Raw genomic sequence first — 20,094 nt, forward strand, 5'->3', positions numbered from 1 at the left:
AGCGGATAGAACAATATGAGCCGATCCCATCACCGCGCCAACCGGCGCCAGCGCAAGAAAATGCACCTGGGCGAATTCCAGGAACTGGGCTTTATGGTCGACGCCAAGCTGGCCGACGGCCAGGACGCGGCGCAGCGCGACAGCCTGCTGTACCGCTTCCTGCTGGAGGCCGTCGAAGCCAACGGCCTGGCCTTCGGCGGCGGCATGAATAGCGATTTTAGTGGCTTCGTGGTGTCCGGCAAGGCCTACGGCAAAGTCGAAGAAAGCCACCGCGAACTGGTGCGCAACTGGCTGGAAAGCCAGGGCGTGCTGCAGCAAATCCAGATCGGCGAACTGCGCGACGCCTGGTACGGATGGGGCTGACAGGGCGTGCGGCTACAGCCGCAGCGTCCCTTCGATCGAGTCGTCCAGCGTCTGCCCGATAACGGCGCCGGCCAGCATCTTGGCGCTGGCCACGGCGTTGCCGTGCTTGTTGTCCCAGTAGTAGCCGTCCAGCGGGCGCACCTGGATCACCGTAATGCGCGGGTCATGCTCGCCCTCGGTGAACCAGGTTTTCAAAGTAAAACTCCACAGTTCCTTGATCATCGCCGCGTCGCGCGAGATGGCGGCATGGCCGTCGAAATATAAGAAGCCGGAATGGTGCGAGGCCTGGAAATACATGCGCACCGCCGGATTGGCTTCGATCTCCTGGTTGTGCCGGCTGTCGCTGGCGCTGAGGAACCACAGGTTGCCGGCCTCGTCCACTTTCAGTGGGCTCATGGGCACGACATGGCCTGCGGTGCAGAGGAAGCCCGACTTGGCTTCCTCGACGATGTCCTTGATGCGTTTAACGGCGTCGGCGCCGGTCAGATTCTGGTGGTGGTCTTCTTGCATGGCATTCTCCCAAGGGGTGGCCAGGCTTTATGCCTTGGCCTTCGGGAGAGATGCTAGGCGCGATCGCGCCTGCTGACCGTGCGCTGGCTAACGCCGGTTCAGTAGTCGAATTTATTGCTGCGCGCGTTTCTGTTCACCCTGGAGGGGCGGGTGGATTCCGCTTCCCTTGCTTCCTTGGCGGCCAGCTTCTCCAGGCGCGCCTGCTCGGCCTGTTCTGCGCGCAAGGCGTACTGTTCGTCGAGCCGGCGCTGGCTGCGCAGGCGTTCCAGGCAGTCCTGGAAGAAGCTGATTTTTTGCAGCATGGCCACCACCCATACGATGCCTATCATGGTCAGCACCAGCGTGTAGCCGCCTTGCCAGGCTTCATAGTTCTGGTCGATGAAGGGGAAGATGGGGCGCGCGCGCGCCAGGCAGACCTGGCCGAACAGGGCCAGGCAGGCGGCCAGCAGGCCGAGGACAACGGTTTGGGCAATTTGCCAGCCAGTCGCCTTCAAGCGCTGGTCCAGCAGGGTCTGAATATCTGATACGTGAGTCATTGTGGCGCGTGCGGTTTTTTGCTCGCGTAATTATGTCACTATTTTTCCTTCAAGGAAACATAGTTGCCGAATTGAATGCAAGGCAATGCCGCCCGCGCCTGGCGGGCGGCACTCCGCGCCAGCCGCTGCTAGCGCCCGATGGCGCAGCCTTCTTCGCTGCACGCAGCGTTGTCCGGCGAGGCCACCGGATCGGCCAGCAACTGGCCGATCAGAGCGCCGACCTGCATGTCCCCGGCGCGGCCGAAGTGGCTGAAACGCAGCTTGCCGGCACGGTCGATCAGCAGCAGGCTGGGCGTGCCGCGCAGCTGGTACTGCTCCATCGTCAGCGGCACCGGGCCGTTGGAGGAGGGCATGTCCACGGCCACCGGGAAGTTGATGCGGTATTCATGCATAAACACTTCCAGCGCGCGCTGCGTCATGACGTCGTGGTGCTCGAATACGCTGTGCAGGCCGATAACGGCAACCTCGTCCGCGCTGAAGCTTTCGCGGATCAGCTTGGCCTGCGGAATGCCGTGCGACACGCAGCCAGGGCACAGCATCTGGAAAGCGTACAGCGCCACGACTTTGCGGCGCAGCGCGGACAGGCTGAGAGGCTGGCTTGTATTCAGCCAGGCCGAAACCTGCAGTTCCGGCGCGGGATGGTTGATGAGCATGGCGCTTTCCCCCTTATTTGGCGCGCAGTTTGACGGACGGGAAATCGACCGGCACCTGGAAGGCCACGTTGATGTAGTTGGTGAACAGGTTGAGCGCCACGTGCGCCAGGATCTCGACGATTTCCTCGTCGCTGTAGCCGGCTTCGCGCAGGCCGGCCACGTCCGCGTCGGCGATCTGGGCGCGGTTGTTCACCACGGCCACGGCGAAGCGCAGCGCGGCGGCGGTCTTGGCGTCGGCCGACTGGCCGGCTTGCGCGGCGCTCATTTCTTCCGCGCTGGCGCCGGCTTTGCGGCCCAGGGCGGTGTGCGCGGCCAGGCAGTATTCGCAGTTGTTGCGGTCGGCGATGGCGACCGCGATCTGTTCGCCTAGCTTGGCCGGGATGACGCCGCCGCCCAGCGCGCCGAAGGAGCCCCACATGCTTTTCAGGGCGGCGGTGGAATTGGCCACGGCCTTGAACATATTCGGCGTGGCGCCGAAGGCTTGCTGGATCTGGCCCAGCAGTTGCTGGCGTTCGCCGGTAGTGTCGGCTGGGGTGACGAGTTGAATGCGGGACATGGTATTTCCTTTCAAAATTAAAGTAGGAGTCCTAATTAAATAGGGCAAAAAAAAAACGGAAGGTCATGCAAATTGCGCCCAGTTCCGTTGCTGGGTGGCCAAATCGGCCTCTTCATGCTCAGCGCAGTCGATGCGGATAAACGCGATCGGCAGCGGCGCGTTGACCAATGCACAGTGGTGCGGGGTGGCCGCGCCGGGATACTTGTTGGCTTCAAAGTGGCGGCACGACGGGCAGGCCCGCAATGCCGGAAAGCGTTCGGACGTTTGCAGCTCGGCGATCAGCTTCAGCAGGCCGGTCAGCATCTGCACCTGCAGCGCGGGCGGCAGGGCGGCGGCGGCGTCGTCTGCAAAGCTGACGGCGCTGCCGATGCGGACGGCCACCGCCGTGCCGGCGGCAGTGAGGAACAGGGCCGTGGCGCGCCCGTCATCCTCGGCGCGCGCCTTGCGCACCAGGCCTTTGGACACCAGCGAAGCGACCGAGTCGCTGGCGCTGGCGGCCGAGATGGACAGCTGCGCCGCCACCCACGACAGCCGCACGCCTTTCGGACGCGCATGCAGCAGCTGCAGTATGTCGACCTGGGCCGGGTTCAGGTTTTCGCTGGTGGCGAACTCCCACACGCCGGAGCGCATGACACTGGCGATACGCGAGATCGCCGTGATAATGCGCGCCGACACATCCGGGGTGCCGTCCCAAGGGGTTTCAGGTTTGATGTCCATGCTGAGAATTATAGACCTGTTTTCGCATTTGTAAAGGAGTCCTAATCAAAATTTTCAAGGAAACGGGAACGCCGCCCTGGCGTTCAGCCCGCCCGTGCGCTGCGCACCAGTGCCAGCGGCCGCGCCGCCGGGCGTTTCGGCGCGTGGGGCGCATGCGCCGCTTCGTTCTCCTGCAGGGTAAACACGGCCACCGCGTCCGACAGCGCGCCGGCCTGCTCGCGCAGGCTCTCCGAAGCAGCCGCCGCCTGTTCCACCAGCGCCGCGTTCTGCTGCGTCATCTCGTCGATCTGGGTGATGGCCTGATTCACCTGCTCGATGCCCGAACTCTGCTCCTGCGCCGCGTGCACGATATCGGACATGATGGTGGTGATGCGCCGCACGCTGTCGACCACCTCGCTCATGGCCTTGCCCGCATCGGCGGCCAGCACATTTCCGGCATCGACCTTGCTCACGCTGTCGTTGATCAGGTCCTTGATTTCCTTGGCGGCGCTGGCGCTGCGCTGCGCCAGGTTGCCATGGTCTGCACCACCTGTTCCACCACGTTGCCGCCCTTGCTGGCCACGGCCGTCGCGCTGCTGACCAGTTCGTCCGCCTGGCGCGCGTGGTCCGCGCTCTGGCGCACGGTGGAGGTGATCTGCTCCATGGAGGCGGCGGTTTCTTCCAGGTTGGAGGCCTGCGCCTCGGTGCGCGCGGACAGGTCGGAGTTGCCGTTGGCGATATCGCTGGAGGCGTGGCCTATCGTGTCTATGCTGCAGCGCACGCTGCCGACGATGCCGACCAGGCTGTCGTTCATCTCCTTCAGCGCCCGCGTCAGCTGCGCCGTCTCGCTGCGCCCGCCCAGCGCGAAGTGCGCCGTCAGGTCGCCCTGCGCAATGCGCTGCGAGATGCGCACCGCGTCTTCCAGCGGCACGCTGACCGAGCGGGCGATCAGGCGCGCAACCAGGCCGGCCAGCACGATCAGGCCCAGCATGGAGCCGATCATGATCCAGCGTGTGCCGCGCAGGCTGGCGATGCGTTGCGCCAGGATGGACTCCAGTTCCTTGCTGGCGGCCTAGTTGGCGGCGAACTGCGCGTCGATGGCCTTGGTGGTCTGCGCCACGTAATCGGTGCCGGGATAGGTGAGGGCCTCGGCGCGCACGATCTGCTCGTTGGCCAGCTGCATGGATTTCTGCGCCAGCTCCTGCACGTCCTGCCATTGCGCGCCCAGCTTGGTTTTGACGTCGGGATTGGCGCCCACCGATTTGTTGTAGGCGGTACCGGTCTGCGTCAGCCTGTCGTTCACGCGCGCCACGATGGCCGCCAGCGCCATCCTGTCCTCCAGCGACGCTTCCTGCTTGGCCAGCAGGCCGGCGCCCTTGGCGCGCATCTTGCCGGTTTCTTCGGTCAGATAGGGCAGCTGGTAGTACATGGCCTGGATCAGCTGGTAGCTGTCCAGCTCGGGGTCCAGGCTCAGGCCGAACAGGTCGCCGATCAGGTCGTTCACCACCAGCAGCCGGGGCACCAGCGCCGTGTGCGCTTCATAGCTGGCCGGCACCGAGATGCTGCGGCCCGCCACCTGCGCGCGCAGCGCGGCCCAGTCCTTCTTGGGCTGCTCTCACGCTTGCTCGATGGCGCGGTTGTGGAAGCCGCGGATGATGGCGTCCATTTTTTCGTAGGCCTCGTCCGCTTCGCGCTGCTTGGCCTCGCGCTTTTCCTGCGCGCCCGCCACGCCGCCCAGTGCCAGCGCGGCCAGGCCGCGGTGCTGCTGCGTGTTCTGGCTGACTTTCAGGATGGCGGCGGAGGGCGCCAGGCCTGCGGTTTCGGACTGCGCCGCAGCCAGCGACTTGCCGGCCTCGTTCAGGTAAAGCGCTGTGGGAATGCTGGCCAGCAGCAGGGCAATCACGCTGAGGATAATGAACTTCTGCCAAAGCAGCAGCCGGTCGAGCCACGTATGAACGTTCACGATGCTATCCCCACGAGGTGTACTACTTTTTTAGGAGCAATTCTTTGAATTTATCCTATGCCTATTTCTTTAGGAAGACGAGCAAGTATTCTTACGGTGTTGCCGGCGTGGACGATGAGGGGGGCGCATCGGCTTTGGCTGCGGTCTTTGCGCTGCGTCAAACCAGGCGCCGTGCCGTGCCGTAGTGCGCTGGCTATACTGGGGGGACCGGGCGGCGCGTGGTGCGCCGCCGGCTTCGGAGGCCGTCATCATGCATCCGCATCCGGTCAACAAAGGCATCTGGGCGATGCTGTCGAAAATCCGCAAGCTGGAGCAGCAGCTGCGCGCGGCGGGTTTGCCGCAGGCGCTGGCGCGGCTGCCGTACTGGCTGCTGGCGCTGCAGTACTACTACACCATGCAGCCCAAGCTGGCGCGCATTGAAGGCGTTGCCCGCCGCATCCGCAGCTGGCACGCGACGGTGCTCGAGCTGTGCGCGAAAGAGGAGGCAAAGACCGAGCTGATCGACGTGCGCCAGGCCATGCGCGACGATCTGGAATGCACCAAACGCACACTGTGGGACTTGCGGGAAATCTGCATCGACGTGACGCGGCTGTTCACCACGGTCGGCTACAGCTCGCGCCGGCTGGCGCGGCTGCAGGAGGAGCTGGTCAGGCTGTTGTCGGAATCCTACGAATGCGCCACGCTGCTGCAGCACACCCTTGCCGAGCACGATGCCGGCGCGCTGGCGCTGCTGCGCCAGATGCAGGACAGCCGGGCCGGTTAAAACCCTTCCAGCACGATCTTGCCCTTGGCGCGGTTGCTCTCGATCAGCGCGTGGGCGCGCTTCAGGTTGGCGGCGTTGATGCTGCCGTAGCGCTCGCCCAGCGTGGTCTTCAGCACGCCGCTGTCCACCAGCTGCGCCACGTCGTTGAGCAGCGCGTGCTGCTGCGCCATGTCCGCCGTCTCGAACATCGAGCGGGTGAACATGAATTCCCAGTGCAGCGACACGCTCTTGCGCTTGAGCTTGCTTACATCCAGCTGGCCCGGATCGTCGATCAGGCCCAGCTTGCCTTGCGGCGCGATCAGCTCGGCGATGGCGGCGAAGTGCTGGTCGGTCTGGTTCAGCGCGGCCACGTAGTTCACCGGCGGCAGGCCCAGGCGCTTGATTTCCTCGTCCAGCGGCTTGCTGTGGTCGATGACGTGGTGGGCGCCCAGCTGGCGCACCCATTCCGCCGTGTCCGGACGCGAGGCGGTGGCGATAATGGTCAGCCCGGTCAGCCGGCGCGCCAGCTGCACCAGGATGGAGCCCACGCCGCCCGCCGCGCCGATGACCAGCAGCGATTTGCCGGTCACGCCGGGATCGCGGCTCACGGCCAGGCGCTCGAACAGCAATTCCCACGCGGTGATGGCGGTCAGCGGCAGCGCCGCGGCCTTGCCGAAGTCCAGGCTCTTGGGCTTGTAGCCGACGATGCGTTCGTCCACCAGGTGCAGCTCGCTATTGGTGCCGGGGCGGGTCAGGGAACCGGCGTACCAGACTTCGTCGCCCGGCTTGAACAGCGTCACATCCGGGCCGACCGCCTTCACCACGCCGGCCGCGTCCCAGCCGATGACTTTCAGCTCGCCGTCCGCCGGCGCCACGTTTTTGCGGATCTTGGTGTCGACCGGGTTGACGGAGACCGCCTTCACTTCGACCAGCAGGTCGCGGCCGCCCGCTTGCGGGTCGGGCAGTTCCACGTCGATCAGCGCTTCGGCGTGGTCGGCGGGGTGGGAGGCGCGGTAGGCAACGGCTTTCATGGGGAAACTCCTGTGTAGTGATGGATGCGAGTATCATCACTTATTTCGCAGGACCGAAAAAGAGGCCATTCTGCGAAACACTTTCAAAGGAATGAAGATAGTGCTGCGGCTCGATGATTTGACGGTATTCGTGCGCACGGCGGATGCGGGCAGCCTGTCGGCGGCCGCCAGGGCGTTGGAGATTTCGCCGGCGCTGGCGAGCGCGGGCTTGAAGCGCCTGGAGGGCGAACTGGGGCTGCGCCTGTTCGCGCGCACCACGCGCTCGCTGCGCCTGACGGACGAAGGCGAACGCTACCTGGTGCACGCGCGCGAAGCGCTGCGGCTGCTGAAAGAAGGGCACGACACGCTGATGCAGGCCAAGGACGTGCCCGGCGGCACGCTGAAAATCGCCATGCCGTCCGACCTGGGCCGCAACATCCTGCTGTACTGGCTGGACAAATTCCAGGCCCAGTATCCTGGCGTGCATTACCAGATCAGCGTCAGCGACCGCCAGGCCGATATGTACCGGCAGCCGGTGGACATTGCCATCCGCTACGGCAAGCAGGACGATTCCAGCCTGATCGCCATGCCGATAGCGCCCGACAACCGGCGCGTGCTGGTGGCGTCGCCGGACTATATCCGCAAGCACGGCAGGCCGGCGTCGCTGGACGAGCTGGCAAGGCATAATTGCCTGTGCTACGCGCTGGACGACGTCATCCACAACAACTGGACCTTTTACCCGCCCGGCAGCAGCGCGCCGCTCACCGTGGCCGTGCGCGGCAACCGCTGCGCCGACGATGCGGACCTGGTGCGGCGCTGGGCCGTGGCGGGCCTGGGCATTGCGTATAAATCAAAAATGGATCTGTCGGAAGACTTGCGCAGCGGCCGGCTGCAAGTGCTGCTGCCCGACATTGTGGGCGAAGCCACGCCGCTGCATCTGGTGTGCATGCACCGCTCGCAAGTGACGCCGACAGTGCTGCAGCTGCGCGACTTCCTGCGCGCCCAGTATGAACAGATGTAGATCAGTGCGCCTTGGACAGAATCAGCAGCCAGCGGCGGAACACCAGGATTTCCAGGTGTCCGGCCTGCACGCCGGTGTCGCATTCCAGGATGGGATTGACGGCGTAGAAGCGCTTGCGGAAGTCGCGGCACACCAGCACTTCACGTTTGCCGAAGCGTACCAGGAAAGACATCGGGGCATATTCCAGGCCGAAACGGGAGCCGAAACCGCTATTCAATGTAGTCATGATTCTTCCTTTGGGTCAGTTGGGTGTCTTGGTTTTGATTCAGTGACGCCACTGTAGCACAACTACTGTTGAAAAACACAGTACTGTATGAAATATCAGTTTAATTTAATAACTGTTGTATTTTTGGAGAGCAGGGCATTTTTAGCAAGCCAGCAACAAAACTGATGCGTTTCGTGGAGGCGCGCCTTACCCCCGGCGACGAATTCGGCCTGCACCTGACCGCCGGCGCCGCGCTGATGATGGCCGCCGTGGCGGTGTTCGCCGAGGTGGCGGAAGACGTGGCCGAGAACGACGGCGTGGCTGCCTTCGACCGCCATGTGTCCGACTGGATGCATGCGCACGCGCAGGAGCCGTACACCAGCCTGATGTGGCTGTTCACGCATCTGCACAGCGTGGCCGGCATGGTGGTGCTGGTGCTGCTGGCGGGCGTATTTTTCTGGCGCCGCCCGCAGCCGCATGGCCGCTACTGGCTGCTGGCGCTGGCTTTGTCGGTCCCCGGCGGCATGCTGCTGAACGTGGCGCTCAAGCATATTTTCCAGCGCGCGCGGCCCGTGTTCGAGGAGCCCATGCTTACGCTGGCCACCTACAGCTTCCCCAGCGGCCACACGGTGGCGGCCACGCTGTTCTGGGGCCTGATGGCGAGCTACGCGGTGATGGGGGGCGGGCGCTGGCGCGTGCGCTGCGCTTTGGCCGGGGCTGCTACGCTGATGGTGCTGCTGACCGGCGTCAGCCGCATCTACCTTGGCGCGCACTACCCGAGCGACGTGCTGGCGGCCATGGTGGAGGGCTGCGGCTGGCTGGCGGTCTGCATCACCGGCTGCTCCACCTTGCGGCGCCGCCGCGCTGCGCAGGCGGCCCGTCTTCAAACCAGCTGAAAGGATCTCCTTGGCCATACTACTACCCGTCATCATCAACGCCAGCGCGGGGCTGGGCTATTGCGGCGAGTTCTCGCAGCAGTTGCTGGCCAAGTTCGCCGCGCACGGCTACATGGCCGACATTACGCTGGCGCAAAGCGGCGAGGAGATGATAGCGGCGGCGCGCGCGGCGGTGGAGGCGGGCGCGCGCATGGTGGTGGCGGGCGGCGGCGACGGCACCATCAATGCCGTGGCCTCGGTGCTGGCGGGCACGGACGTGGCCTACGGCGTGCTGCCGCTGGGCACACTGAACCATTTCGCCAAGGACCTGAAGATACCGCTGGAGCTGGACGCCGCCATCGCCGCCATCGCCACCGGCGGCCATGTGCGGGTGGACGTGGGCGAGGTGAACGGCCGCATCTTCCTGAACAACTCCAGCCTGGGCCTGTATCCGGACATCGTGCGCGACCGAGAAAAGCAGCAGAGCAGGCTGGGGCGCGGCAAGTGGCTGGCTTTCACCTGGGCGGCGCTGGCGGCGTTGCGGCGCTATCCCTTCTTGAACGTGCGCTTGAGCGTGAACGGCGAGGAGCACGCGCGGCGCACGCCCTTTGTCTTCATCGGCAACAACGAGTATTTGATGCAGGGCCTGAACATCGGCGCGCGCGAGCGCATCAACGGTGGAAAGCTGAGCCTGTACGTGGCGCAGCGGCCCAGCCGCCTGGGCCTGGTGCGCCTGGCCTGGCACGCGCTGCTCGGCACGCTGGCCCGGCAGCGCGACTTCGACGTGCTGCTGGCCACGGAGATGGAGATCGACACGCGGAACGTGCGTGACACGCGCATCCGCGTCGCCACCGACGGCGAGGTGACGGTGATGCACACCCCGCTGTCCTACCGCATGCGGGCCGGCGCGCTGATCGTGGTGACGCCCAAAAACAGTTAAGGAGCATGCCATGCGTACTGTGGTGCATTTGTCCGACCTGCATTTCGGCCGTGTCGACGAGGCGCTGCTGGCGCCGCTGCGCGCGCGCGTGGAAGGGCTCAAGCCGGACGTGGTGGTGGTCTCGGGCGACCTGACGCAGCGCGCGCGCAGCGCCCAGTTCAAGGCGGCGCGGGCCTGGCTGGACACGCTGCCGACGCCGCAGATCGTGGTGCCGGGCAATCACGACATTCCGCTCTACAACGTGGCGGCGCGCTTTTTCTCGCCGCTGGTGAAATACCGCCGCCATATCACGGCCAACCTGGCGCCGGAATACGTGGATGATGAAATCGCCGTGCTCGGCATGAACACGGCGCGCTCGCTGACCTTCAAGGACGGCCGCGTGAATCGCGAACAGGTGGCGCGGCTGCGCGAGCGCTTCAGCGCCATGCCGGAGGGGTTGACGCACATCGTCGTCACCCACCACCCCTTCGACCTGCCGGATAGCTTCGACAAGGACGACCTGGTGGACCGCGCGCCCATGGCCATGGAGGCGTTCGCGCGCTGCGGCGTGGACCTGCTGCTGGCCGGCCATCTGCACGCCAGCCACGCGGGCAACAGCGCGCAGCGCTACAAGATCGCCGGCTACGCCGCGCTGGTGGTGCAGGCTGGCACGGCCACGTCCACCCGCAAGCGCGGCGAGGAGAATTCCTTCAACGCCATCGGCGTGGAGGCCGGCCAGCTGACCGTGGAGCGCTACAGCTGGATCAGCGCGCTGGCCAGCTTTGAACTGGCCAGCACCGAAGTGTTCCGCCGCAGCGGCGACGTGTGGGAGCCGGCAGGGCAGGCTTAGAACTAAGGCTTAGAAGCGGTAGCGCACCGTCAGCTGCGCCGAGCGCGGCGCGCCGGGCAGGCTCAGCAGCTTGCTGGAGCCGTGGCCCGCCACGATGTAGCCGCGGTCCAGCAGATTCATCACATTCAGCTGCACCTCCACCGTCCTGGCGCGGTAGTAGGCCATGGCGTCCACCGTGGTGTAGCCCGCCAGCGCTACGGTGTTGCCCGGATTGGCGTAACGCTCGCCCACATAGTTCAGGCCCGCGCCTGCGCCCCAGCGGCTGTCGAAGGCCTTGCTCAGCCACAGATTCATGCTGTGGCGCGGCGTCAGCGTGGCGCGCTTGCCTTGCACGAACTGGCCGTCGTCCTTGGCGATGGAGGCGATCATGGTGGCGTCCAGCCAGGAATAGCCGGACCACGCCTGCCAGCCCTGGCCCAGGTCGCCCGCAAAGGTCAGCTCCAGGCCGTCGGTGCGCTGCGTGCCCATGGGGATGATCTTGCTGGTGGCCGGATCGGTGGCCTTGATGTGGTCGCGCTGCAGGCGGAACACGGCGGCGCTCAGCGTGGCGCGGCCGCCCAGCAGGTCGATCTTGGCGCCCAGTTCCTTGTTCTGCGTGGCTTCCGGCGCCATGTCCGCATTGTTGGCGGCCAGCGCGAAGGTCTCGCCGGACGGCTGGTAGGACTTGCTGAAGGACGCGTAGTAGGACTGCTGCGTATCCGGCTGGTACACCAGGCCCGCGCGCGGGCTCCAGGTGCTGTCGGTGCGCGCCAGGTTGGGCTGGTTGGGGCGGCGCTCCGTGGTGGCCTGCTCGAAGCGGTCGTAGCGCACGCCGGCCAGCGCCTTCCAGTTGGCCGCCAGCGTGACCTGGTCCTGCACATAGCCGCTGGCGGTGTCGAACTTCGACAGGTTGTTGGCGCCGGGCGCGCCGCCTGCGGTGAAGGGCACGGCGGGCGCCACCGGGTTGAACAGCGACACCGTGGCCACGTTGGCCTGCGAGCGGTTCAGCACTTCCTTGTCCTGGCGGCCGAATTCCACGCCGTACAGGATCTGGTGCGCCATGCCGGCCAGCCCGGCCTTCTGCACCAGCTCGGTCTGGTTGAAATAGCCGTCCTCGGCGCGGTACACATTGCCGCGCGTGAGGGAGGCGGTTTTCGCGGCCTCGTTGACCGAACCCACCAGCGTGTTGTTGCGGTTCAGCGTGTAGTCGTAATAGCGCAGGGCGTTGCGCAGCTTGAGCGTGGGGCTGAACGCGTGCTCCAGCACCGCGCCCGCCGCCTTCACGCGGGATTCGCTGAAGTCGTTGTCCCTGGCGTTGGCGGCGCCGTAGTAGGTGCCAGGCGCCACGTCCACCACGCGGCCCTGGTAGGACGGGATGCCGAAATCGGTGACGCGCTTGTCGTGCAGGTACTCGGCCTGCAGCAGCAGGGTGGTGGCCGCGCCCAGCTTGAAGCGCAGCGACGGCGCCAGCGCCTGGCGTTCCAGGAACTGCTGGTCGCGGTAGCTGTCCGCGTCCTCCACCGCGCCGGTGACGCGGAAGGCCACGCCGCTGTCGGGCAGGTCGCGGCCCAGGTCGAACTCGGCGCGCTTTTGCGCCCAGCTGCCCGCCTGCAGCGTCACTTCGCTGATGTCCGCGCCTGGCTTCTTGGTCACGCGGTTGATCAGGCCGCCCGACGAGCCGCGCCCGTACAGCACGGCGGCCGGGCCTTTCACCACTTCCAGTTGCTCGACATTGGACAGGTCGCGGAAGTAGAGCGCGTCGTCGCGCACGCCGTCGACGAACTGGTCGGCGATGGCGGAGAAGCCGCGTATGGTCACCTGGTCGCGCTGGCCGTCGCCGTGCGACAGGCCCACGCCGGGCACGGATTTCAGCGCGTCCTGCAGCGAGCGCACGCCCTGGTCGCGCAGCAGCGCCTGCGGAATCACGTTCACGGTCTGGGGAATGTCGCGCAGCGGCGCGTCGGTCTTGGTGGCGCTGGACGACTTGGCGGCGTTATAGCCGTCGGCTTCGGCGGCGCCCACCACGGTCACCACGGGCATGGCCGGTTCGGCCGCGTCGTTGACCTGGGCTTGCGCCTGTACCAAAGGGGGAAAGCTGAGTGCCAGCAGCAGCGCCAGCGGGGTTTTCTTCAATGCCATGCGGATTCCTGGGTAAGAGTGGAGTCGGCTGGCGGCTGCTGGCTAAATGCAAATGATTCTCAATATCATAGCGTACCGTATGTTTTAAGGCAACTAAGGGCAGGGCGCTACAGCCAGTAGTCCATGAAGCGCGCCGACCATTCCTTCATGCGCATGCTCCAGGGGCGGTGGCGCCACTGCTCCAGCGTGATCTCGTTGGAGTTGCGCAAGTCCTCCTGGAAGGCGCGCTCCATTTCCGCGCCGAAGCTGTCGCTCAGCACGATCACGCTGATCTCGCTGTTGTGCAGGAAGCTGCGCGTGTCCAGGTTGGTCGAGCCCACGGTGGACCAGACGCCGTCGATCACGGCGGTCTTGGCGTGCAGCACCGCCAGCTTGAGCTCGTGGATCTTCACGCCGGCCGCCAGCAGCTCGTCGTACTTGGCGCGTCCGGCGTGCCAGACCAGGCCGCTGTCGGACACGCTGGGCAGCACCAGCCGCACGTCCACGCCGCGCCTGGCTGCGTCGGTCAGCGCCGTCATGGTCTGCTCGTCCGGCACGAAATAGGCCATGGTAATGTGGATGGATTTCTTCGCCTCCTGCATCGCCAGCAGATAGGCCTTGAAGATCTCGAACTTGCCGCCCGGCGCGCTGCCCAGCACGCGCACGATGCGGTCGCCGGCGATCACCGGGGTGGGGAAGTAGTCGGCGTCGCGCAGGTCGTCGCTGTCCTGCTGTGCCCAGGCCTGGATAAACAGCCACTGGAAGGCCGCCACGGCCGGCCCTTCCAGCTTCACATGGGTGTCGCGCCAGCCCACTTGCGACTTGTCGGTGGGCGGACTCTTGGAGCGGAAGGGCGAGCTCTTGGAATAGGTGTCGCTGATGTTGATGCCGCCGGCGAAGGCGATCTTGCCGTCCACGATCAGCACCTTGCGGTGGTCGCGGTTGTTCACCTTCCAGCCGTTGCCGCGCACCTTGGCCGGGTTGACGGGATTGAAGGCCACCAGCTTGATGCCGCCGGCGCGCATGCGGTCGAAGAAGGCCTGGGGCACGCCCAGCGTGCCCACGCTGTCGTAGATGATGTTGACGGTCACGCCTTCGGCCTGCTTCTTCAGCAGCAGGTCGGCGAACTGGTTGCCCAGCTCGTCCTGGTCGAAGATATAGGTCTCGAAATTGATGTGGTTCTTGGCGGCGGCGATGGCCTTCAGCATTTCCGCCATGGTGGCCGGGCCGTCGAACAGCAGCTGTACCTTGTTGCCCGCGATGAGGGGCACGCCGGTGGCCGCTTCCTCCAGCGCCGCTTGTTGCTGCACGTCGAGCGCGCCCTTGGCCCAGCGCTTCTTGAGCAGCGCGGCGCTGGTGCTGGCGGACAGCTTGCCGTCGGCGGTTTCGATGCGGGGCGGGGCGGAGACGGCCGCCTTGGCCTTGGCGTCGTCCGCCACCACCGCCGGCAGCGAAGCGCACGCCACCAGGGACCAGCAGGTCAGTAAAGTAGCCAGCCAGCAGTGCGCGCCTCGGAGTGTCATGGTTTATCTCTTGATAGTGGACTCGTCCGGCAACGAGGGGGCCGTATCCCTGGCCCCAAGGAAGAAGTCCACCGGCGCCGTGATGAAACGGCGTCCCAGCGCTTTCAGCAGCGCAAAGCCATGCTTGAAGCGCACCTGCCGCGAACGCAGCGCCACCCACAGCGCCAGCGCAAAGCTGACCATAAGGTTGACCGCGCCGATGGCAAGGAATCCCGATACGGACTTCAACACCAGTTGCCAGCTGACATTGTGATCGAGTCCAACAATTGCTGTCGCGAAGTTGGCAGAGGAGAAAGTAACGTGGCGGATATCCAGCGGCAGGCCCAGCAGGAAGCCCAGCGTGCCTATGGTGCCGAGCAGGATGCCGAAGTAGAAATTGCCCATCAGGCCGCCCAGGTTGTTCTCCAGGTAGACGCCCAGGCGGTCCAGGCGCTGCTGGCCGATCAGGCGGCCCAGGCCGCGCCGCTGCGACACGCGCTGCGCAAAGCGCGTGTACAGCGCCTTGTTGTCGTAGTAGCCCGAGATCAGGCCGGCCAGGAACAGGCACACGCCCGCCACCGCCGCGTACAGCAGGGCGGGGCTGCCGATGGGGTCGATATCGTGCAGCAGATGCATGGCCTTGTCCGGCGACACCAGGTGGTGGCCGGTGATGCGCTGCCAGCCGAAGGCGATCAGCCAGGCCACGGGAATGGCGGTGGCCAGGTTGCCCAGCACCGCCCACACCTGGGTGCGGAACACCTTGTTGACCAGTTCGGCCATGCTGTCGATGTCCAGGTATTTGCCGTCCCGGCTCTGCAGGCCGGTGGCGATGCGCGAGGCCGTCATGGCGGGCTGCTTGGTGGCCACCGTGAAGTGCAGCAGGTGGATGAACATAAAGCCCAGCGAATAATTCATGCTGAAGAGGAAGGCTTCCACCAGCGGCGCGGCGCGCAGATAGGACATCAGGATCTTGAACAGCGCCATGAAGCCGATCACCACGCCGGCCCCGGCCGAGGACAGGAACATGCCGCCCAGCTGGCTGCGCTTGTCGGCCACATAGTGCTCGCCGGTGCGGCTGGCGTTCTCGGTGACGTTGCGCGCCAGCAGGTGGATATTGTCGGCCAGCAGGTCGCGCACGGTGTACTTCTTGTTGTGGGCTTCGATCAGCTCCAGCATCAGGGCCACGGCGGCGGCGCGGCGGGCCTCGGCCGAGGCGTCCGGGGTGTCCACGAGGAACAGCAGCTTGCGCAGGCGGTCCACGCTTTGCGTCAGCGTCACCAGCAGATAGGTCAGCGCGATGCTGGTGCCTTGCACCAGGGCCTTCTTGCGGATCTTGGCCACCACGTCCTCGCACTGGTCCAGCATCACCAGCAGGTGGCGCGCGTCCTCCACCTCGGCGGCCTCGCCGGCCAGCAGCAGCTGGTAGCCGTCCAGGTAGGCGTTCACTTCGCGGTTCTGCTCGGTGAAGGGGGAATCGAAGACCTCGATTTCGGTGTGGAAATTGGTCAGCTTCGGCTCCAGGCCGATGGCCGCCACGCGGTAGGACAGGGTGCGGATCGCGTCCAGCAGACCGGCCAGCATCACATTGCGCATGCCGGGCACGGCGGTGAAGATGGTGTCGAACAGGTCCAGCCAGTCGGCGGCGGGCACGGCGGCGATCCACAGGTGGTCGGTCTGCTCGTGGGCCAGCTGGTCGAGCGCATCGCTCAGGTACTCGTCGCCCAGCGCGGGCGGCAGCAGGCGGTAGGCGATGCGGCGCTTCAGCTCGGTGAAGAAGCCATCGTTCGACAGCACGCCGATCTCGGTGTACAAGCTCGAATGGCGGCGCTCGCCCAGCAGGCGCACGATGTAGTCGCGCAAGGCCTGGGCATGGGCCGGATCGGCCTTGAGCAAGCGGGTCAGGGTGCGGACATTGGCGATCGCCTTGCCCGCGTCGGCAGCGCGCTTGGGGCGCAGGGTGTTGAACAGTTTTACCAGCGTATCGATGCCGGTGTTCGCATCGGAGATGCTTTCAAGAATATTAAGCATCCCGACAGTTTACCCTAAATGCTGCAAGCGCACATTTTCTCCACTGCAAAAAGGACTCAAAAAAGGGGTCAGGGTTAATTAATTCGTCCAGGACGGATTAATTAACCCTGACCCCTTTTTTGCTTTAGCAGAGGTTGATTTTCGCGGCGGCTTGCCGCAGTTCGGCGCGGAAGTCGGGGTGGGCGATGCTGATGAGCTCGTCGGCGCGCTGGCGGGCGGACTTGCCGCGCAGCTGGGCCACGCCGTATTCCGTCACCACGTAGTTGATGTCGTTCTTGCCCGTCGTGACGTGGGTGCCCGGCGTGAGCGTGGGCACGATGCGCGAGATGGTGCCGTCCTTGGCCGTCGAGGGCAGCACGATGAAGGCCTTGCCGCCGCGCGAGCGGTTGGCCGCGCGCACGAAGTCGACCTGGCCGCCCGTGCCGGAGTAGGGCAGGTGGGCGATGCTCTCCGAGCCGCACTGGCCCAGCAGGTCGATCTGCAGGCTGGCGTTGATGGCGATCAGCTTGTCGTTCTGCCCGGCGATATAGGGGTCGTTGGTGGTGTTGACCGGGTGCATTTCCAGCATGGGGTTGTGGTGCATATAGTCGTACAGGCGCTTGGAGCCGAGCGCGAAGGTGGCCACCATCTTGTTCGGCAGCCAGGTCTTCCTGCGGTTGGTCACCACGCCCGCTTCCACCAGGTTGAGGATGCCGTCGCCTATCATTTCGGTGTGGATGCCGAGGTCGCGCTTGCCGGTCAGCTGCATCACCACCGCGTCCGGTATGCCGCCGTAGCCGATCTGCAGGGTGGAGCCGTCTTCTATCATGTCGGCCACGTATTTGCCGATGGCTTCCTGCACCGGGCCGATCTTGGGCAGGCCCACTTCAATGATGGGCTCGCTGCTTTCCACCAGCGCGGCCACCTGCGAAATGTGGACGTGGCACTGGCCGTGCGCGAAGGGTACGTTGGGGTTCACTTCCAGCACCACGGCGCGGGCTTTCTGCACCGCCGCCATGGTGTAGTCGGCGCCCAGGCTGAGCGAGAACCAGCCTTGCTCGTTCATCGGCGAGGCCATGGAAAACACCACGTCGGACGGGATCTGCGCGCGCTCGATCAGGCTGGGCAGCTCGGAGAAATAGGCGGGGATGAAATCGGCCCAGCCCGCCTGTCCGGCCGCGCGCGAGGCGCCGCCGAAGAACAGGGCGACGTGGCGCACATGCTGCACCGTGTCGCAGTCGAAATAGCCGTATTTGCGCAGCGCCAGGATTTGCGACACTTTCACGTCGCGGAAGCGGCGCCGCTGTTCGGACAGCTCGGTGAGCAGCGTGGGCGGCTCGCCGGCGCCGGACGGGACGATGATGAAGTCGCCGTCGCGCACCTGCTCGATGGCGTCGCTGGCGGACATGCGCTTGTCGGCGTATTGCTTGGCGTACTGCGATGCTGCGGTGTTCATGGTCTCCTGCCTTTCCGGGTTTTTGATCTGCGTCTATTTTTCTCTAAACTATACCCTTGTTGATATGATGAATATCAAGTGGACGACAATTGACCGGTTTGAATGTGAGCGCGCGCACAGAATTGCCCGGCTCGGGGGCGTAGGCTGGTCCTTATCATGAAAACCGCGCTCTGTACCCTGGCCTTGATCGTTCCGCTGCCTGCGCTGGCGCAGTCGGCTGGCAACCAGTCGTCGGTCAATATTTACGGCGTGCTCGATGCGGGCGTGGTGGCCGAGCGCGGCTGCGGCACGGCGTGCGCCAAAACCAAGGTCAGCAGCGGCGTCGCCAGCGGTTCGCGGCTGGGCGTGTCCGGCAAGGAACAGCTGGGCGGCGACACGGTGGCGGTGTACACGCTGGAAGCCGGCTTGGGCGCGGACACCGGCCAGTCCGAGGAGGGGCGGCTGTTTGGCCGCCAGGCCTTTGTGGGCCTGCAGAGCGGCTGGGGCGCCATTACGCTGGGCCGCCAGTACAATCTGCAGTACGAGGCCCTGATCGACGTGGCCGACCCGTTCCGGGGCGGCATGGCGGGTGCTGCCACCAACCTGGCCGGCTACACCACGCGGCGCTACGACAACACCGTCAAGTACGCCACGCCACAGCTGCATGGCTGGAGCGCGAGCGCCATCTACAGTTTCGGCGAGTCGCCCTACAGCACACGCTTCAACCGCGCCTACGGCGCCACCATAGGCTATGAGAAGGGGCCGTTCACGCTGCGCGTGGCGCACCAGCGCAAGAACAATCTGTCGGACGCGACCGGCGTCGTGCCGGCGGTCGATTATTCCTCGCGCAACACGCTGGTGGCGGCCAATGTGAATCTGGGCCGGGCCACGGTGTACGCGGCTTACGGGGTCAACCGGGGCCTCGGCAGCTCGCCGTGGGACGCGTCCACTCCCTACGGCGCGCTGGTGGCGCCCACGCCGTCGAGCAAGAGCCACGACATGCTGGCCGGCGTGGCGGTGCCGGTGGGGGCGGCGACTTTTATGGTCTCCTACATCCACAAGAACGACCGCACGCTGGCCAACCAGGACGCGGACCAGCTCGCGGCCGGCGTGACCTACGCGCTGTCCAAGCGCACCAGCTTGTACGCGGCCTACGCCAAGATCAAGAACAAGAACGGCGCCGGCTATACGGTGGGCAACGCCACCGACAGGGGGCGCGGCAACAGCGGCATCAACCTGGGCTTGCACCACTCCTTCTAGGCGGCTGTGCTACAGTCGAAGACTGTGTACAACTACCGCTTGGAAACCTATGTATCTCACCTATTTCAATGGCAGCTGGAGTGAAGGCAATGCGCCGCTGTTCGGCGCCATGGACCACAGCGTCTGGCTAGGTTCTTCCGTTTTCGACGGCGCGCGCTCGGTGCGCGGCCATATGCCGGACCTGCGCCCGCACCTGGAGCGCGTGGTGCGCTCGTCCACCAGCGTGGGCCTGGTGTGCCCGCTGAGCGTGGACGAGATGGAAAAGCTGGTGCGCGAGGGCGTGGCCAAATTCCCGGCCGACGCCGAGCTGTATATCCGTCCGCTGGTGTTCGGCACCGACGGCCTGCTGATCCCCGTGGCCGAGAAGTCGGCCTTCGCGCTGACGCTGTTCGACGCGCCCATGCCGCCGTTCACGGGCTTTTCCGCCTGCCTGTCCTCGCTGCGCCGTCCGGACGCCGACATGGCCGTGGCCGACGCCAAGGCGTCCGCGCTGTACGCCAATTCCACCAAGGCGCTGCGCCTGGCCAAGGACAAGGGCTACGACAATGCGGTGATGGTGGACAGCCAGGGCCACGTGGCCGAATTCGCCACCGCCAATCTGTTCTTCGTCACGCCTGAAGGCAAGGTGGTGACGCCGGTGCCGAACGGCACCTTTCTGTCCGGCATCACCCGCGCGCGCGTGATCAAGCTGCTGGCCGAGGCCGGCGTGGCGGTGGAGGAGCGTTCGGTCAAGCCGGAAGAGCTGCTGACGGCGGTGGAGATCTTCAACACCGGCAACTACGGCAAGGTCACGCCTTGCGTGCGCTATGAAGGGCGGACGCTGCCTGTCGGGCCGGTGGCCACGCAGGCGCGCGACCTGTATTTCGCCTTCATGGACCAGCACTGATTACCCAG

23 protein-coding genes are annotated in these 20,094 nt (G+C 65.5%); 8 read left to right on the forward strand and 15 right to left on the reverse strand.

Annotated elements, in window-relative coordinates:
• The first annotated feature begins 15 nt into the window (after nucleotides 1-15).
• Nucleotides 16-363 (forward strand): YggL 50S ribosome-binding family protein, encoded by a 348-nt coding sequence (locus tag KT882_RS11360; protein WP_161075226.1) that lies wholly within the window; start codon nucleotides 16-18, stop codon nucleotides 361-363.
• A gap of 12 nt (nucleotides 364-375) precedes the next feature.
• Here KT882_RS11360 and KT882_RS11365 read toward each other — a convergent pair whose 3' ends face one another.
• The 9 genes from KT882_RS11365 to KT882_RS30795 all read right to left on the reverse strand — a co-directional run bounded on the left by KT882_RS11365 (nucleotide 376) and on the right by KT882_RS30795 (nucleotide 5,277).
• Nucleotides 376-873, reverse strand: a complete 498-nt coding sequence (locus KT882_RS11365) for a pyridoxamine 5'-phosphate oxidase family protein (RefSeq protein ID WP_161075225.1) — start codon at nucleotides 871-873, stop codon at nucleotides 376-378.
• 98 nt (nucleotides 874-971) lie between these two features.
• On the reverse strand, nucleotides 972-1,409 hold the full coding sequence (locus KT882_RS11370) for a hypothetical protein (RefSeq protein ID WP_228895823.1): 438 nt from the start codon (nucleotides 1,407-1,409) through the stop codon (nucleotides 972-974).
• A 128-nt stretch (nucleotides 1,410-1,537) separates the two neighbouring features.
• Nucleotides 1,538-2,062, reverse strand: a complete 525-nt coding sequence (locus tag KT882_RS11375) for a redoxin domain-containing protein (RefSeq protein WP_161075223.1) — start codon at nucleotides 2,060-2,062, stop codon at nucleotides 1,538-1,540.
• Nucleotides 2,063-2,075: 13 nt separating this feature from the next.
• Entirely contained in the window at nucleotides 2,076-2,618 is a 543-nt protein-coding gene (locus tag KT882_RS11380) for a carboxymuconolactone decarboxylase family protein (RefSeq protein ID WP_161075222.1), read from the reverse strand.
• 63 nt (nucleotides 2,619-2,681) lie between these two features.
• Nucleotides 2,682-3,335: a MarR family transcriptional regulator gene (locus tag KT882_RS11385; RefSeq protein WP_161075221.1), complete on the reverse strand. Its 654-nt coding sequence runs from the start codon at nucleotides 3,333-3,335 to the stop codon at nucleotides 2,682-2,684.
• A gap of 83 nt (nucleotides 3,336-3,418) precedes the next feature.
• On the reverse strand, nucleotides 3,419-3,787 hold the full coding sequence (locus tag KT882_RS30780) for a methyl-accepting chemotaxis protein (protein ID WP_321170354.1): 369 nt from the start codon (nucleotides 3,785-3,787) through the stop codon (nucleotides 3,419-3,421).
• An 11-nt stretch (nucleotides 3,788-3,798) separates the two neighbouring features.
• A complete protein-coding gene (locus tag KT882_RS30785; protein WP_308807786.1) occupies nucleotides 3,799-4,317 on the reverse strand; it encodes a HAMP domain-containing protein in 519 nt (172 codons plus the stop codon).
• 69 nt (nucleotides 4,318-4,386) lie between these two features.
• A complete protein-coding gene (locus KT882_RS30790; RefSeq protein ID WP_321170355.1) occupies nucleotides 4,387-4,890 on the reverse strand; it encodes a hypothetical protein in 504 nt (167 codons plus the stop codon).
• Nucleotides 4,891-4,929: 39 nt separating this feature from the next.
• Entirely contained in the window at nucleotides 4,930-5,277 is a 348-nt protein-coding gene (locus KT882_RS30795) for a hypothetical protein (RefSeq protein ID WP_321170356.1), read from the reverse strand.
• 250 nt (nucleotides 5,278-5,527) lie between these two features.
• Between KT882_RS30795 and KT882_RS11395 the strand changes: the two genes are divergently transcribed.
• The gene (locus tag KT882_RS11395) at nucleotides 5,528-6,040 is read left to right on the forward strand and encodes a hypothetical protein (RefSeq protein ID WP_161075218.1); all 513 of its coding nucleotides are present in this window, start codon (nucleotides 5,528-5,530) and stop codon (nucleotides 6,038-6,040) included.
• On the opposite strand, the gene KT882_RS11400 is transcribed toward KT882_RS11395, so the two are convergent.
• Entirely contained in the window at nucleotides 6,037-7,050 is a 1,014-nt protein-coding gene (locus KT882_RS11400; protein WP_161075217.1) for a zinc-binding alcohol dehydrogenase family protein, read from the reverse strand. The genes KT882_RS11395 and KT882_RS11400 overlap by 4 nt on opposite strands.
• A gap of 100 nt (nucleotides 7,051-7,150) precedes the next feature.
• Here KT882_RS11400 and KT882_RS11405 point away from each other — a divergent pair, with 100 nt between their 5' ends.
• Nucleotides 7,151-8,050 (forward strand): LysR substrate-binding domain-containing protein, encoded by a 900-nt coding sequence (locus tag KT882_RS11405; protein ID WP_443094218.1) that lies wholly within the window; start codon nucleotides 7,151-7,153, stop codon nucleotides 8,048-8,050.
• 1 nt (nucleotide 8,051) lies between these two features.
• Here KT882_RS11405 and KT882_RS11410 read toward each other — a convergent pair whose 3' ends face one another.
• Nucleotides 8,052-8,276 (reverse strand): hypothetical protein, encoded by a 225-nt coding sequence (locus KT882_RS11410; protein ID WP_161075215.1) that lies wholly within the window; start codon nucleotides 8,274-8,276, stop codon nucleotides 8,052-8,054.
• A 164-nt stretch (nucleotides 8,277-8,440) separates the two neighbouring features.
• On the opposite strand from KT882_RS11410, the gene KT882_RS11415 reads away from it, so the two are divergent.
• Genes KT882_RS11415 through KT882_RS11425 form a run of 3 tightly spaced genes read left to right on the forward strand, consistent with a single transcriptional unit; the run spans nucleotide 8,441 to nucleotide 10,899 of the window.
• Entirely contained in the window at nucleotides 8,441-9,151 is a 711-nt protein-coding gene (locus tag KT882_RS11415; protein ID WP_161075236.1) for a phosphatase PAP2 family protein, read from the forward strand.
• A 10-nt stretch (nucleotides 9,152-9,161) separates the two neighbouring features.
• Nucleotides 9,162-10,070, forward strand: coding sequence for a diacylglycerol/lipid kinase family protein (locus KT882_RS11420; RefSeq protein ID WP_161075214.1), 909 nt, complete (start codon nucleotides 9,162-9,164; stop codon nucleotides 10,068-10,070).
• Nucleotides 10,071-10,080: 10 nt separating this feature from the next.
• Nucleotides 10,081-10,899 carry a metallophosphoesterase family protein gene (locus tag KT882_RS11425; protein ID WP_161075213.1) on the forward strand — a complete coding sequence of 273 codons (819 nt, stop codon included), beginning with the start codon at nucleotides 10,081-10,083 and terminating at the stop codon, nucleotides 10,897-10,899.
• Between the two features lie 9 nt (nucleotides 10,900-10,908).
• On the opposite strand, the gene KT882_RS11430 is transcribed toward KT882_RS11425, so the two are convergent.
• The 4 genes from KT882_RS11430 to KT882_RS11445 form a co-directional block, all read right to left on the reverse strand.
• Complete coding sequence (locus KT882_RS11430) at nucleotides 10,909-13,017, reverse strand: TonB-dependent receptor (protein ID WP_228895825.1); 2,109 nt, start codon at nucleotides 13,015-13,017, stop codon at nucleotides 10,909-10,911.
• Between the two features lie 107 nt (nucleotides 13,018-13,124).
• Nucleotides 13,125-14,519, reverse strand: a complete 1,395-nt coding sequence (gene cls / locus KT882_RS11435) for a cardiolipin synthase (RefSeq protein WP_228895828.1) — start codon at nucleotides 14,517-14,519, stop codon at nucleotides 13,125-13,127.
• A gap of 3 nt (nucleotides 14,520-14,522) precedes the next feature.
• The gene (locus KT882_RS11440; protein WP_228895830.1) at nucleotides 14,523-16,526 is read right to left on the reverse strand and encodes a site-specific recombinase; all 2,004 of its coding nucleotides are present in this window, start codon (nucleotides 16,524-16,526) and stop codon (nucleotides 14,523-14,525) included.
• Nucleotides 16,527-16,650: 124 nt separating this feature from the next.
• Nucleotides 16,651-17,961 (reverse strand): acetyl-CoA hydrolase/transferase family protein, encoded by a 1,311-nt coding sequence (locus KT882_RS11445; protein ID WP_161075209.1) that lies wholly within the window; start codon nucleotides 17,959-17,961, stop codon nucleotides 16,651-16,653.
• Nucleotides 17,962-18,117: 156 nt separating this feature from the next.
• Between KT882_RS11445 and KT882_RS11450 the strand changes: the two genes are divergently transcribed.
• Together KT882_RS11450 and KT882_RS11455 are read left to right on the forward strand one after the other, a co-directional pair.
• Nucleotides 18,118-19,200, forward strand: a complete 1,083-nt coding sequence (locus KT882_RS11450; protein WP_228895832.1) for a porin — start codon at nucleotides 18,118-18,120, stop codon at nucleotides 19,198-19,200.
• Between the two features lie 49 nt (nucleotides 19,201-19,249).
• A complete protein-coding gene (locus tag KT882_RS11455) occupies nucleotides 19,250-20,086 on the forward strand; it encodes a branched-chain amino acid aminotransferase (RefSeq protein ID WP_228895834.1) in 837 nt (278 codons plus the stop codon).
• Nucleotides 20,087-20,094: the final 8 nt, after the last annotated feature.

This window comes from Pseudoduganella aquatica (genome assembly GCF_020865585.1).
In the GTDB taxonomy this organism is placed as follows: domain Bacteria; phylum Pseudomonadota; class Gammaproteobacteria; order Burkholderiales; family Burkholderiaceae_D; genus Rugamonas; species Rugamonas aquatica_A.

Bases quoted from the DNA above. Each gene is read 5' to 3' on its own strand.
- KT882_RS11450 (WP_228895832.1), top strand. From the start codon at position 18,118: ATGAAAACCGCGCTCTGTACCCTGGCCTTGATCGTTCCGCTGCCTGCG.
- cls (WP_228895828.1), bottom strand. From the start codon at position 14,519: ATGACACTCCGAGGCGCGCACTGCTGGCTGGCTACTTTACTGACCTGC.
- KT882_RS11375 (WP_161075223.1), bottom strand. From the start codon at position 2,062: ATGCTCATCAACCATCCCGCGCCGGAACTGCAGGTTTCGGCCTGGCTG.
- KT882_RS11415 (WP_161075236.1), top strand. From the start codon at position 8,441: ATGCGTTTCGTGGAGGCGCGCCTTACCCCCGGCGACGAATTCGGCCTG.
- KT882_RS11380 (WP_161075222.1), bottom strand. From the start codon at position 2,618: ATGTCCCGCATTCAACTCGTCACCCCAGCCGACACTACCGGCGAACGC.
- KT882_RS11400 (WP_161075217.1), bottom strand. From the start codon at position 7,050: ATGAAAGCCGTTGCCTACCGCGCCTCCCACCCCGCCGACCACGCCGAA.
- KT882_RS11425 (WP_161075213.1), top strand. From the start codon at position 10,081: ATGCGTACTGTGGTGCATTTGTCCGACCTGCATTTCGGCCGTGTCGAC.
- KT882_RS11440 (WP_228895830.1), bottom strand. From the start codon at position 16,526: ATGCTTAATATTCTTGAAAGCATCTCCGATGCGAACACCGGCATCGAT.
- KT882_RS11365 (WP_161075225.1), bottom strand. From the start codon at position 873: ATGCAAGAAGACCACCACCAGAATCTGACCGGCGCCGACGCCGTTAAA.
- KT882_RS11455 (WP_228895834.1), top strand. From the start codon at position 19,250: ATGTATCTCACCTATTTCAATGGCAGCTGGAGTGAAGGCAATGCGCCG.
- KT882_RS11430 (WP_228895825.1), bottom strand. From the start codon at position 13,017: ATGGCATTGAAGAAAACCCCGCTGGCGCTGCTGCTGGCACTCAGCTTT.
- KT882_RS11360 (WP_161075226.1), top strand. From the start codon at position 16: ATGAGCCGATCCCATCACCGCGCCAACCGGCGCCAGCGCAAGAAAATG.
- KT882_RS11410 (WP_161075215.1), bottom strand. From the start codon at position 8,276: ATGACTACATTGAATAGCGGTTTCGGCTCCCGTTTCGGCCTGGAATAT.
- KT882_RS11370 (WP_228895823.1), bottom strand. From the start codon at position 1,409: ATGACTCACGTATCAGATATTCAGACCCTGCTGGACCAGCGCTTGAAG.
- KT882_RS30785 (WP_308807786.1), bottom strand. From the start codon at position 4,317: ATGATCGGCTCCATGCTGGGCCTGATCGTGCTGGCCGGCCTGGTTGCG.
- KT882_RS11445 (WP_161075209.1), bottom strand. From the start codon at position 17,961: ATGAACACCGCAGCATCGCAGTACGCCAAGCAATACGCCGACAAGCGC.
- KT882_RS11385 (WP_161075221.1), bottom strand. From the start codon at position 3,335: ATGGACATCAAACCTGAAACCCCTTGGGACGGCACCCCGGATGTGTCG.
- KT882_RS11395 (WP_161075218.1), top strand. From the start codon at position 5,528: ATGCATCCGCATCCGGTCAACAAAGGCATCTGGGCGATGCTGTCGAAA.